The following is a 13,082-nucleotide window of genomic DNA, read 5'->3' as shown; positions in this document are numbered from 1 at the left end:
AGCCCTAACACGGTGCTTCACTAGCCGTCATGGTCACTAGCGCGCCGAGCAGCTTCAGCGCGGCGCGCTTGTCCAGCGGTTGGTTGCCGTTGCCGCACTTCGGCGACTGCACGCACGACGGGCAGCCGTCCTCGCAGCCGCAGGAATGCACGGTCTCCCAGGTCGCCTCGATCCACTCGTGGAAGCGGGCGAAGCCCTCGTCGGCGAAGCCCGCGCCGCCCGGGTGGCCGTCGTAGACGAACACCGTCGGCAGCATCGTGTCCGGGTGCAGTGCGGTGGACACCCCGCCGATGTCCCAGCGGTCGCACGTGGCCAGAAGCGGCAGCAGCCCGATCGCGGCGTGCTCGGCGGCGTGCAGGGCACCGGGGATCTCGCCGGCGGTGATCCCCAGCTCGTCCAGCACCAGCGGGTCGATCGTGTACGCCACCGCGCGGGTGACCAGTCGCTGCTCGGGCAGGTCGAGGGGGATGTGTTCGCTGACGGTGCCGTCGGAAAGCCGCACCACATACCCGGTGACGCGGTCGATGACCTCCACGTCCACGCTGGCCACCCACAGCCCCGGCGAGGGGTTGACCAGCTGGTGGGCCTCGCCCAGGATCGTGATGTCCGTCGTCGAGCGCGCCTGCGTCGAGTAATCGGGCCGCTCCGGCGCCACCAACGCGACGTAGTCGTCCAGATCCAGCGCCTGGACCACGAAGTACTCGCCTTGGTGGATGTAGACCGCCCCGTCGTGCACCTGGCTCATCGCGCGCGCCGCGTCCACGGTGCCGAGCAGCCGACCGTCGGTGACGTCCACGATCATCACCTGCTCGCCCACACCGCCGCGCAGCGACACCGAGGCGTGCGCCGACTCCGGCGTGATCTCGCCGTCTAACTGCGGCACCGCGAACCACCCGGCCGGCCGGCGGCGCAGAAGGCCCGCGGCGGTCAGGTCGTCCACCACGTCGCGCGCGCCGAAGGCCTCGACGTCCGCCTCGCTCAACGGCCGTTCCACCGCGGCGCAGTACACGTGCCCGCGCAAAATGAACGGGTTAGTCGGGTCGAACACCGAATTCTCCACCGGTGTACCCAGAAGCGCTTCCGGGTGGTGGACCAGGTAGGTGTCCATCGGCTCGTCGCGCGCCACCAGCACCGCCACCGAGCTCTGCCCGCGACGGCCCGCGCGCCCCGCCTGCTGGCGAAACGACGCCACCGTGCCCGGAAACCCCGCCATCACCACCGCGTCCAGTCCGCCGACGTCGATGCCCAGCTCCAGCGCGTTCGTGGACGCCACCCCCAGCAGCTCACCGTTGTCCAGGCGGCGCTCCAGCTCGCGGCGGTCCTCCGCCAAATACCCCGCCCGGTACGGCGCGACGCGCTCGGCCATATCCGCGCGGCCCGCCGTCGACAGGTGCTCCTGGGTGCGCATCGCCACCGTCTCCGCGGCGCGCCGGGACCGCACGAACGTCAGCGTCCGCGCGCCCTGCAGCAACAGCTCCGCGGACACTGAAGCGGCCTCCGCGGTGGCGGGGTAGCGCACCGGCGCGCCGCCCTCGCCCTCGGCGCCCTCGATGAAGCCGGGCTCCCACAGCACGATGGTGCGCTCGCCGGAAGGGGCGGCGTCCTCGGTCACGGCCACAGCCTCGCGCCCGCTCAGCCGGCGGGCCTGCCCCGCCGGGTCCGCCGCGGTGGCCGACGCGTAGATCAGCGTCGGGGAAGACCCGTACGCGGCGGCGATGCGCAGCAGCCGCCGCAGCACTAAAGCCACGTTCGCGCCGAACACGCCCCGGTAGGTGTGGCACTCGTCCACCACCACGTACTTCAAGTGCCGCAAGACCCGCGCCCACCGCGCGTGCGAGCCCAACACAGAGGCGTGCAGCATGTCCGGGTTGGTGAACACGTAGCGCGTGTGCTCCCGAATGCCCGCGCGCGACTCTGTCGGCGTGTCCCCGTCGTAAGGCGCCGGGTGGATGCCCTCCAAGCCCGCGCCCTTAACCATCCGCAGCGTGGCCTGCAGCTGGTCCGAGCCCAGCGCTTTCGTCGGCGTCAGATACACCGCGCACGCCGTCGGATCCTGCGCCAGCGCGGTCAGCACCGGCAGCTGGTAGCCCAACGACTTGCCGGAGGACGTCCCCGTCGCCACCACCACGTCCTCGCCGCGCCACGCGTGCTCTGCGCACAGGGCTTGGTGGAGGTAGGGGGAAGCGAGGCCTTCGTCGATAAGCAATTGCTTCAACCGCGGCTCCACCCACCCAGGCCACTCGCTATAGCGGGCCTGACGTGCGGGGACATGCTCGACATGCGTAATCGTCGCCGCGGGGTGGCGGCGTTTCAGCGCGCCGAGCAGCTCGGTACCGAACGGGGAAACCATAATCACAGGGAAGTATGCCAGTTCCCAGTGCTAAGGCTCGCACTTCATGGCACACTGGGTGGCGGTCACAGATTTTGTGTGCGCCCGAAGCGGTGCTCGCGAGGATTGTGCACGCGGGCACCAGGACCCGTTAGGCCCTGGTGGACGACATCTCTACGCAAATTTTTGAAAGGTTTCACCATGGCAACCGGTACCGTGAAGTGGTTCAACGCCGAAAAGGGCTTCGGCTTCATCGCCCCGGACGACGGCTCCTCCGACGTCTTCGTTCACTACTCCGAAATCCAGGGCTCCGGCTTCCGCACCCTGGAAGAAAACCAGCAGGTCGAATTCGAGGTCGGCGAGGGCGCCAAGGGCCCGCAGGCGCAGCAGGTGCGCGCGCTCTAAGCACACTTTGCTTATCGACGGGGCTTCCGCTCGGAGCCCCGTTTTTTATACGTTGCTCACGCCCTGGCGCACATCACGCCACTCGGCGAACTTGTTCTGGCCCTTTTGAATGAGGTAGCCGACAGACGAGCCGAGCACCACGCCCAACAGCATCGCCAGCAGCGGGTAGTCCTGCAGGATGCGCCCGCCCAAGTAACCGACGCCGACGCTCAAGAACGCCCACAAGATCACGCCGACGGTGTCGAAGAAGACGAACTTGAACCAGTTGTAGCGCACCGACGCCAGCACAATCGTGGCCACCCAGCGCGCCCAGGGGATGAAACGCGCGACGATAATCGTTGCGCCGGCGCCGCGGTTCATGTTCCGGCGCACCCAGCGGATCGCCTGGCCCGCCTTCGACTCCGGGTCCAAGGCCTCCACCCGGTGAATGAGCTTGCCGCCGAGCGCGAAGCAGATGTTGTCGCCGATGATCCCGCCGATGGACGCCGCAACGATCACGCCCCACACACTCGGCACCCCGCGCGATGCCGAAAACGCGCCCGCCAAGTTCAGCACCGTCTCCGACGGCACCACGGGCGCCAGCGCATCCGCGACAATAAGAACAGTCACCAGCGGGTAAAACACCGGCATCGCCATGAGCGTGTGCAGGAAATCGATGAGGGAATCGACCACGAAGACGCATCCTTTCCGCCCCCGGGGTTCACGGCTCCGGGGCACCCGAGCAGTGTAGTCCTATTACCCGGGTGCACAATCGTGTGCTAGTTGTCTGTTAGGCAATAACTCTGTGCAAAGCGAGGTGTCAGTCAACGTGGCTGAAGGCGGCAAGACCCTAGTCATTGTGGAGTCCGCGACGAAGGCGAAGAAGATCCAGAAGTATCTGGGCGACGACTTTATTGTGGAAGCCTCCGTCGGCCACATCCGCGACCTGCCCGGCCGAGCCGCCGACATCCCCGCCAAGTACAAGAAGGAACCGTGGGCCAAACTCGGCGTCAACCCCGAGGACGGCTTCACGCCGATCTACGTCGTCGACGCGGACAAGAAAAAGAAGGTCACCGACCTCAAATCCAAGCTCAAGCAGGCCGACAAGCTCCTGCTCGCGACTGACCCGGACCGCGAAGGCGAAGCGATTGCCTGGCACCTTCTGGAAACGCTGAAGCCGAAAGTGCCGGTGGAGCGCATGGTGTTCAACGAGATCACCGAATCCGCCATCCGCGACGCCGCCGAAAACACCCGCGAGCTGGACATGGCGCTCGTCGACGCCCAGGAGACACGCCGCATCCTCGACCGCCTCTACGGCTACGAAGTCTCGCCGGTGTTGTGGAAGAAGGTCATGCCGCGCCTGTCCGCCGGCCGCGTCCAGTCCGTGGCCACCCGCGTCATCGTCGAGCGCGAGCGCGAACGCATGGCCTTCATCTCTGCCGAATATTGGGATCTGGTGGCGGAGCTGCACAAGGACGAGACGTTCGACGCGAAGCTCGTCGCGCTCGACGGCAAGCGCATCGCCCAGGGCCGCGATTTCGATGACCGGGGGCGGCTGAAGGGCGAGGCGGTGGTCGTCGATAAGCAAAAGGCGCACTCGCTTGCCGACGCGCTGGGCACCGCTCCCATGCACGTCACCGCAGTGGAAGAGAAGCCGTACTCGCGCAAACCCTACGCGCCGTTCATGACCTCCACGCTGCAGCAGGAAGCCGGGCGCAAGCTGCACTTCACCTCCGCGCGCACCATGCGCATCGCGCAACGTTTGTACGAAAACGGCCACATCACCTACATGCGTACAGACTCCACCTCGCTGTCCAAGCAGGGCCTCGACGCCGCACGCTCCGCCGCCCGCGAGCTGTACGGCGCCAATTACGTCACCGACGCGCCGCGCACCTACGACCGCAAGGTGAAAAACTCGCAGGAAGCCCACGAAGCCATCCGCCCCGCAGGCGAACGCTTCGCCACCCCCGGGCAGCTGGCGGGCTCGCTGGACGCCGAGGAGTTCAAACTCTACGAGTTGATCTGGGCGCGCACCGTCGCCTCCCAGATGCAAGACGCTCGCGGCACCTCGATGAAGGTCACCCTGCAAGGCGATGCCGCCGGCGAGGTGTGCGAGTTCGCCGCCACCGGCCGCACCGTCACCTTCCCCGGCTGGCTGCGCGCATACTCCGACCGCCAAGCCAACGAAACCCGCCTGCCGCAGCTGACCAAGGGCGACGAGCTGGCCACCAATAAGGTCACGGCAGACGGCCACTCCACCAACCCGCCGGCGCGCTACACCGAAGCCTCGCTGGTGAAGAAGATGGAAGACCTCGGCATCGGGCGTCCGTCCACCTACGCGTCGATCATCAAGACCATCCAGGACCGCGGCTACGTCGTCGCCCGCGGCAACGCCCTGGTGCCGTCGTGGGTCGCGTTCTCCGTGGTGGGCCTTTTGGAGAACAACTTCGACGCGCTCGTGGACTACGACTTCACCTCGTCCATGGAAGACGAGCTCGACGAAATCGCCCACGGCAACCAGGACCGCACCAAGTGGCTGTCCGGCTTCTACTTCGGCGACGCCGACGCGCGCGAATCCATGGCGCAGGCACTCGCGCGCCGCGGCGGGCTGAAGCACATGATCGAGGACAACCTCGAGTCCATCGACGCGCGCGCCGCGAACTCGTTGAAGCTTTTCGACGATGCCGAAGGCCGCCCCGTCATCGTCCGCGTCGGACGCTACGGGCCCTACATCGAGCGCGTGATCGGCGAGAAGGACGGCGAGCCCGAGTACCAGCGCGCCAACCTGCCCGAATCCGCCACCCCGGACGAGATCACCCTGGAGATGGCGGAGAAGCTCTTCGCCACCCCGCAGTCCGGCCGCGAACTCGGCGTCAACCCCGCCAACGGCCGCACGGTGGTGGCGAAGGAGGGCCGTTTCGGCCCGTACGTCACGGAGCTCGTGCGTGACGACGAGCGCGCCACCGCCGAAGCCCGCGCTGAGGAAGTCATCGCCGCGGAGCGCGCCGAGGAGGATAAGCAGCGCGCCGAGGAAGGCAAGCGGGCGAAGAACTGGGAGACCAAGACCGCGGCGGCGCAGAAGGAAAAGCGCATGGCGCAGCTTGTCGACGAGCAGCTCAAGCCCGCCACCGCGTCCCTGTTCTCCTCAATGGAGCCGTCGAGCGTCACCTTCGACGAGGCGATGCAGCTGCTGTCCCTGCCACGTGAAGTCGGCGAGGACCCGGCGGACGGCGAGATGATCACCGCCCAGAACGGCCGCTACGGCCCGTACCTGAAGAAGGGCTCCGATTCGCGCTCGTTGGCTTCGGAGGACCAGATCTTCTCCATCACCCTGGAGGAGGCCCGCCGCATCTACGCCGAGCCGAAGCGCCGCGGCCGCGCCGCCGCGAAGCCGCCGCTGAAGATGCTCGGTGACAACGACGTCTCCGGCAAGCCCATGACCATCAAGGACGGCCGCTTCGGCCCGTACGTCACCGACGGCGAGACGAACGCGTCCCTGCAGCGCGGCGACACCCCGGAAACCATGACGGACCAGCGCGCCAACGAGCTGCTGTCCGCCCGCCGCGCCCGCGAGGCTGAGGGCGGAGGCAAGAAGGCCACGAAGAAGAAGGCCACCAAAAAGGCCAGCAAGAAGGCCGCCAAAAAAGCTGCGAAGAAGGTTGCTCGCCCGAAGCAGACCACCAAGCGCGTCGTGAAGGCCCGCAAGCGCTAAAACTTCGCAGCGTATGACGCGGTGGCGTGCGTGCGCCACCGCGTTTTGCGTTCCTGTGGACAACTGTGTTGCGGCGTCAACAATCGGCGGGGGTTATCCACAGATTTATTTTTGGGCCTTGTCGGGGTTGCGGTGCCGCCATAGCTTCTGGGCCATGAACTTCACTGACTTTGTTTCCGCAGGCGTGGCCGTGCTCGCCGACTTCGACCGCGACGTAGCCATGGCCGCCGGCCTGTCCACCGGCCGGGTGCGCGACCTGGCGCGGGTGCACCACACCTACTTCGGGCCGACCCAGTTCACCCGCAAACAACGTGACGCCCTCGCCGCCGCCGAGGGTTTACCTATCGACCAGCTCGTGCACATCGAGAAGAAACTGCTCGCTGTCGAGGGAGCTGCGGAGCGCTGGCGCATCCGCCTCGACCTGGTGCGCCACCGCGGCTCATATAGGGCCTTAACCAAGCGCATCAAACGGTTAATCAAACAACCCGTCAAACCAGCCCCACCCTCGTGCAGGTTTTCCCGCTCCAAGGCGGGCATGCGCACCATGATCCTCACCTACAACGAGCGCGACCTGGCCGATCTTGAGCACCTGCTGCGCAAACTCATCGACGCAGACGACCCGGCCGCCGCCCAAATGGCCCACACACTCATCAGCATCCTGCGCGACGGCAAAGGCGTGCCGAAGGCGAACTTCCGGCCGATCATTCTGGTGCCGATCGCCGACTGGGCCCGCATCCAATCAGGCCACGCAGACGAAGTCACCCTGATCTGCACCGACGGCACCACCATGACCGGGGCCGAGTACATGGAGCACGAATTCGGCGACATACTCGAAGTCGCCGCGTTCCACCCCCAGGAAGGACCAGTCAACCTCTACTACGGTCAGCGCTGCGCCAACGCGAAGCAGAAGGTCATGTCGAAGCTACTCTGCCCGCGATGTGCGTTTCCCGACTGCAAACACTCCGCAGAGACCACCCAAACCCACCACATCAACGCGTGGCGCTACGGGGGAATGACCAACATGGACAACCTCGCCGAACTCTGCCCCTTCCACAACGGGGTCAACGCCGACAACCGCAACGGCCCGTTCGGCTACATCGACAACCCGAACGCCCGCATCCACTGGGTCGCGCCCAACGGCACACGCGTCCCCATGACCACCCCAGGCGCCATGGAGCTGCTCTTCGACTAACCACACACCGAAAACCCGCCCCACCGGGCGGGCACATCGGCATGCCCGAAACTAGGCGCGGTCGGCCATGGTGGAGCGCACCGGGCGTGCCAGTTGCGTCATCTTGCCGCGGCCGCGCAGCTCCACGGACTTCATCAGCGTCCAGCGCTGCTGCTCCACCTCGTTCGCCGCGCGCAGGGTTCCGGCGTTGGTCAGCACCAGGCCCGGGGTGTCCTTCGCCATGTCGGTCAGGCGCGCCGCGGCGTTGACGGCGTCGCCGATCACGGTGTACTCGAAGCGGTCCGAGCCGCCGATGTGGCCCGCCACTACATGCCCGGACGCCACACCGATGCCGGCGCGAAGCTCTTGGCCGGCCAAATCCCGCTGGAGTTCGCGGGCGGCTTGGAGGGCGTGCGAAGCGGCGTCGTGAAGCGAAACGGGTGCCCCGAACACCGCCAAGGCCGCATCGCCCTGGAACTTGTTAATCACGCCCTTGTTGCGGTGCACCACCTCGACAACGACGTCGAAGAAGTCGTTCAGCGCAGCGACAACCTCCTCCGGTGTGTGGTCCACGGCGTAGGTGGTGGAGCCGACGACGTCGATGAACAGCACCGCCACCTTGCGCTCCTCGCCGCCGAGCTCCGGGATCTCCTCCAGCGCCTTCTGCGCCACCTCCGCGCCGACGTACTGGCCGAAGATGTCGCGCACGCGCTGGCGGTCGCGCAGCCCCTTCATCATCTCGTTGAACCCGGCCTGCAACACGCCGATCTCGGAGCCGTCGTAAATGTCCACCTGCGTGTTCTGCTCGCCGCGGCGCACGCGGTTGATCGCGCCCTGCAGCTCCTTGATCGGGTCGGCCACACTCATGATCACCAGCGCGGTGCCCACGAAACCGGTGACCATGCCGGCGGTGATCAGCGCGACGATCGCGGAGGTGAGTTCGCCGACGTTGCCGGAGAAGTAGCCGTAGCGCTGCGCCACCGTCAGCAGCAAAACGCCCACCATCGGCACGGCGGAGGTGGTGAACCACGTCAGGTAGAGCTGCCACTTGATCGGCGGCTGCAGCGTGGAGTCCTCGAAGCGGCGCGCCAGCGCGGACGCGGCGATGGGGCGCACGAGGCGCTCGGCCTGCAGGTAGGTCAGCACGGCGGTGACGAAGGTGGTCAGCGCGGCGGTGGCGAGGACGACGGTGGCCAGGCGGACGTCGACACGCCAAGCCCCCACAGTGACGATCGCGGTGCCGATACCCCACACGGCCACCACAATGATGGTTTGCAGCACCGGCAGCCGCATGACCAGGTGGCGCACCATGTTCGGGTCGTGCCCGTCGGGGTGGCGCTGCCATTCCAGCACGGGCCGGAACAGGTACAGCGTGACCACCACACCCAGCACCACGGCGACGGCCGCGTAGATCACGCCGATGGCGCCGAGTTGTCCGCCGAGGCCGAGTTCGCGCACTTCCGGCATGGGGATGAGGTAGCGCACGAACAGCATGCAGCCGATCGCGGCGATGACGTTGGTTCCCAGCACGGTCGCGGCGTACAGGGGCCATGACGTGCCCCAGAGCCACCGCAGCTCGCGCCAGAATCGTTTCATGGTGTATCACCTTAGCGCGCGGGTACTGTGATCATCCGTGACTACCCGTAGCGTCAGTGAGCGGCTTGCCGGAACTCCGGCGGTGCGCGAGACAATCATGTCTGCAGCAAAGGCTGCAAGGCTTGGCGACGGCTACGCCATGACCCACGCCTGGCTTTTCACCGGCCCTCCGGGGGCGGGCCGCTCGCAGGCCGCGTTGGCGTTCGCGGCAGCGTTGATGTGCACGGACCCGGTGGAGATCGGGTGCGGGCGTTGCGAGGCGTGCCGGTTAGCGCTGGCGGGCTCGCACACGGATTTGCTGCACGTGGTGCCGCAGCGGGTGAACATCCCGGTGGATTACGTGCGCCGCACGATCGTGCCGCAAGCGGCCCGCCTGCCGACGGTCGCCGCCTGGCGCGTCATCGTCATCGAAAACGCCGACCGGTTGAACACGGACGCCGCCGACGCGCTGCTGAAGACCGTGGAGGAGCCGCCGGAGCACACCGTGATCATCATGTGCGCCCCGTCGGCGGACCCGCAGGACTTCTCGCAGACGCTGCGGTCGCGCTGCCGCCACCTGTACGTGCCGGCGCCAACGGAGGACGAGGTTGTGCGCATCCTGGTCGAGGAGGAGGGCGCGACCGAGCACGACGCGCGGCTTGCCGCGGCGGCGACGATGCGGCACGTGGGCCGGGCGCGGCTGCTGGTGCGCTCGGACCAGGTGCAAAAGCGCCGCTCCATGGCGATCAACCTGGCGGAGCTGGTGTTCCACGGCGCGCAGGCGTTCCAGGCCGTCGGCGCGCTGGTCACGGCGGCGGAGAAAGAGGCCGTGGAGGCCCACAAGGCCGAGGACGAAGCCGAGCGCGCGAAGCTGGAAAACGCGCTCGGCATGGGCGCGAAGGGCAAAGGTGCGGGCAAGGCGTTGGGGGGCGTTGCGTCGTCGATAAAAGCGCTCGAAGAGGAGCAGAAGAAGCGCGGCACCCGCCGCAAGCGCGACATGTTCGACCTGGTCCTGGTGGATTTGGCGGGGGTGTACCGCGACGCCATGATCGTCCAGTCCGGCGCGGTCCTGGACCTGATCCACCCGGACTACGAGGGTCTGGCGTGCGAGATCGCGGAGCGCACCACGCCCGAGGGCTTGGTGGAATGCCAGGAGGCGATCGCGCAGTGCCGCGAGCGGCTGGCGCAGCAGGTGCAGCCGGCGGTGGCGTTTAACGGCATGCTGGGCCGGATCCGGCTCGCCTGCAAAGTGTCCTGAGCTGCCGGTTTCTTAGTTTTCCCCGGCTGCACTACACTTTCGCGATGGTGCATCTTTGTATGCCCGGCCACCTTAGCTCAGTCGGTAGAGCATCTCACTCGTAATGAGAAGGTCGCGAGTTCGATTCTCGCAGGTGGCTCAATTTTTTTTGCCCTAAACCGGGCAAAAACCGCGGCACAACCTTGCCGACGGCGTTGCGCGGCAGCTCGTCGACGAAGTGCACGTCGCGGGGGATGGAGTGGTCGGCCAGGTGGGCGCGCACCCAGTCGCGCACCGCGTCGGCGGTGATGTCGGCGCTGCGAACCACCCACACGGCGATGCGCTTGAACATCTGCTCGTCGTCGACGCCGTGCGCGTACACCTCGCCGACACCCGGCATGTCCTCGAGCACTTCCACCACGGACTGCGGGTGGACGTTTTCGCCGCCGACGATGATCATGTCGTCGTTGCGGGACTGCACGTGCAGGTACCCGTCGTCGTCGAGGTAGCCCAGGTCGCCCATCTCCACCAACCCGTCGATCTCCACCATCTCGGTCGCGGGGTTGGTGTAGCCGCGCAGCGCGGTTTCGTTGTACAGGAAGATGCGTCCGGTTTCGCCGGGCCGGACTTCTTTCCCTTGGTCGTCGTAAAGCTTGAGCACCGTGCCGGGCGGGACTTTGCCCACGGTGGTGGGGTCGGCCTGCATCTGCTCGGGCGAGGCTGCCGCGGCGAGGGCGAGTTCGGTGGAGCCGTAGATGTTGGCCAGGATCGGGCCGAAGCGCTCGGTGGTGCGGCGCAGCAGCGACGGGGTGACGGCGTTGCCGGCGGAGGCGAGGTAGCGCAGAGAGGACGTGTCGTAGTGTTCCTGAAGGTCCAGCATCTGTTTGAAGAAGATGGGCGAGGAGATCAGCCCGTCGCAGCGGTAGCGCTGGATGTCGCGGAAGCAGGCCTCCGGGTCGAAGATGCGGCGGGTGACGATGGTCGAGCGCGTCGCCAGCGCGACCTGCAGCGCGGACCAGCCCCAGGTGTGGAAGATCGACGCGGTCAGTTGCACGGTGTCGCCCGCGCGCCACGGGATGGCTTCGAGGTAGCCGGCGACCACGAACGGCATGCGCGGTTCGGGCCGCACGATGCCTTTGGGGATGCCGGTGGTGCCGGAGCTCATCAGGACGAGGTTGCCGTGTTTCGGCCAGCGGGGCAGTTGCCTATCGACGTCCATCCGGACCACCTGCCCAACCGAAAGCCCCTCGCCGCCGTCTTCGTGGGCGCGGACGATCGTGATGCCGTCAGTGTTGGCGGGGAGGCGGTCGGCGAATTCGTCGTCGATGAATAGGACGTTGATGTCGTTTTCGGCGAAGATGCCGGCGAGCTGCTCCGGCGAGGAGCCGATGTTGAGCAGGAAGATATGCGCACCTGCGTAGCCTTTGGCGGCCAGCGGCAGGATGATGCCGCGGCCGTTGCGTGCCATCACGCCGATGCGAAGCTCGTCCAGGCCGCGTTCGTCTTGCAGCGCGAGGAGCCATTTGGCCAGCGAGCGTGAGTCGTCGCGGAGTTGGCGGTAGGTGAGGACACCGGTGTCGTCGATAAGTGCGATGCGGTCCGGTGCGGCGGCGGCACCTTGTTCGACCTCGCGGGCGGTGGTGAACCAGTAGCGCGCGAGGTTGGGTGCGAGCGCGAGGGCCGCGCGGGGGCCGCCTTCGGCGCTGACGAAGCCAGCGCGTGTAACGGCGGGCACGAAGCGGGCGAAAGACTTGAGTAAGAACAGCGGACGGTGGGTGGGTCGCATGTGGATAATGTAGCCTACTGTTACGCAAGTTCCCCCTGTGAAAGGATTTCGCCGTGTCATTTTCCCGCCGCATCGCCGCCGCCTTCGTTGCGGCGGCCACGCTTCTCGCCCCGCTCGCCCCGGCGGCGCAAGCGCAGGACCGCAACATGGTCATCTTCGGCGACTCTGTCATTTCCGACCCGAACATGGGCCAGTGGGCCGCAGGCAAGCTGGGGCTCGACCCGCGCGGGCGCTCCGACAACGGCACCTGGTGCCCGACCTCGCCGACGAACTGGGGCAAGCGTTCCGCCGCCAAGCTCGGCCTGGCCGCCCGCGACTACTCCTGCACCGGCGTGGTCACGATTTCGAAGGGCCCGGGCCTGTTCCAGCAGGTGGACCGCGCGATCGCGGACCGCGGGCTGTCCCCGGCGACCGCGCGCGTGATCATCTCCGTCGGCTTCAACGACACGTACAACAACACCTCGCGCCCGGACGCCGACATCCGCCGCGACTTCACCCGCTACATGGTCCCGCAGATCAACCGCATCCGCGCCGCCGCGCCGAACGCGCGCATCCAGATCGTGGGCTACCCGAAGATCACCTCCGGCGACCGCGTGTGCCTGTTCCACATCGCCCCGAACGTCTCCGATTGGACCCGCTTTAAAGACGTGCAGCGCTGGGAGAACCTCGCGCAGTGGATGCAGGTGGATACCGCCCGCGCCGCCGGCGTGGAGTTTTTGGACCTGAAACCCTCCACGTGGAACAACAACATGTGCGCGCCCGACAACACGCGCATGTGGGCCGGCCTGGTGGACTTCTACGGTGGCCCGGGCAACCTGCCCATCCACGTTAACCAGCGCGGACACGAGCACGTGGCAAACGTCATCGCCCGCTCGTAGTGTTGGGGGA

At 67.0% G+C, this 13,082-nt stretch carries 8 protein-coding genes, 1 tRNA gene and 1 pseudogene; 6 read left to right on the top strand and 4 right to left on the bottom strand.

Annotation, left to right across the window (positions count from 1 at the left end; translation table 11 throughout):
• Positions 1-4 precede the first annotated feature (4 nt).
• A complete protein-coding gene (locus MHY23_RS07235; RefSeq protein ID WP_239307002.1) occupies positions 5-2,350 on the bottom strand; it encodes a DEAD/DEAH box helicase in 2,346 nt (781 codons plus the stop codon).
• 180 nt (positions 2,351-2,530) lie between these two features.
• Between MHY23_RS07235 and MHY23_RS07230 the strand changes: the two genes are divergently transcribed.
• Positions 2,531-2,734 carry a cold-shock protein gene (locus MHY23_RS07230; RefSeq protein ID WP_034996968.1) on the top strand — a complete coding sequence of 68 codons (204 nt, stop codon included), beginning with the start codon at positions 2,531-2,533 and terminating at the stop codon, positions 2,732-2,734.
• A 45-nt stretch (positions 2,735-2,779) separates the two neighbouring features.
• Here the strand turns inward: MHY23_RS07230 and MHY23_RS07225 are convergent, their stop codons facing one another.
• Positions 2,780-3,406, bottom strand: a complete 627-nt coding sequence (locus MHY23_RS07225; protein ID WP_239307001.1) for a DedA family protein — start codon at positions 3,404-3,406, stop codon at positions 2,780-2,782.
• Positions 3,407-3,542: 136 nt separating this feature from the next.
• Here MHY23_RS07225 and topA point away from each other — a divergent pair, with 136 nt between their 5' ends.
• Positions 3,543-6,425 (top strand): type I DNA topoisomerase, encoded by a 2,883-nt coding sequence (gene topA / locus MHY23_RS07220; protein WP_239307000.1) that lies wholly within the window; start codon positions 3,543-3,545, stop codon positions 6,423-6,425.
• Between the two features lie 154 nt (positions 6,426-6,579).
• Positions 6,580-7,617, top strand: coding sequence for an HNH endonuclease signature motif containing protein (locus MHY23_RS07215; RefSeq protein ID WP_239306999.1), 1,038 nt, complete (start codon positions 6,580-6,582; stop codon positions 7,615-7,617).
• A gap of 51 nt (positions 7,618-7,668) precedes the next feature.
• Here MHY23_RS07215 and MHY23_RS07210 read toward each other — a convergent pair.
• Positions 7,669-8,745 (bottom strand): annotated as a pseudogene (locus tag MHY23_RS07210) (adenylate/guanylate cyclase domain-containing protein); the annotation flags it as partial.
• A gap of 484 nt (positions 8,746-9,229) precedes the next feature.
• Between MHY23_RS07210 and MHY23_RS07205 the strand changes: the two are divergent.
• The gene (locus MHY23_RS07205) at positions 9,230-10,429 is read left to right on the top strand and encodes a DNA polymerase III subunit delta' (protein ID WP_239306997.1); all 1,200 of its coding nucleotides are present in this window, start codon (positions 9,230-9,232) and stop codon (positions 10,427-10,429) included.
• A 66-nt stretch (positions 10,430-10,495) separates the two neighbouring features.
• Positions 10,496-10,568: transfer RNA gene (locus MHY23_RS07200), tRNA-Thr, on the top strand.
• Here MHY23_RS07200 and MHY23_RS07195 read toward each other — a convergent pair.
• Positions 10,524-12,194 (bottom strand): AMP-binding protein, encoded by a 1,671-nt coding sequence (locus MHY23_RS07195; protein ID WP_239307024.1) that lies wholly within the window; start codon positions 12,192-12,194, stop codon positions 10,524-10,526. The two genes, MHY23_RS07200 and MHY23_RS07195, sit on opposite strands and share 45 nt — an antisense overlap.
• Before the next feature lie 53 nt (positions 12,195-12,247).
• Between MHY23_RS07195 and MHY23_RS07190 the strand changes: the two genes are divergently transcribed.
• Positions 12,248-13,072: a GDSL-type esterase/lipase family protein gene (locus MHY23_RS07190; protein ID WP_239306996.1), complete on the top strand. Its 825-nt coding sequence runs from the start codon at positions 12,248-12,250 to the stop codon at positions 13,070-13,072.
• Positions 13,073-13,082 lie beyond the last annotated feature (10 nt).

It is taken from the genome of Corynebacterium sp. ACRQP (genome assembly GCF_022345915.1).
Lineage (GTDB): Bacteria > Actinomycetota > Actinomycetes > Mycobacteriales > Mycobacteriaceae > Corynebacterium > Corynebacterium lehmanniae.
This window is presented reverse-complemented; position numbering and strand designations above follow the sequence as displayed.

Coding starts and splice junctions, on each gene's coding strand:
- MHY23_RS07235 (WP_239307002.1), bottom strand. CDS start 2,350: ATGGTTTCCCCGTTCGGTACCGAGCTGCTCGGCGCGCTGAAACGCCGC.
- MHY23_RS07230 (WP_034996968.1), top strand. CDS start 2,531: ATGGCAACCGGTACCGTGAAGTGGTTCAACGCCGAAAAGGGCTTCGGC.
- MHY23_RS07215 (WP_239306999.1), top strand. CDS start 6,580: ATGAACTTCACTGACTTTGTTTCCGCAGGCGTGGCCGTGCTCGCCGAC.
- MHY23_RS07195 (WP_239307024.1), bottom strand. CDS start 12,194: ATGCGACCCACCCACCGTCCGCTGTTCTTACTCAAGTCTTTCGCCCGC.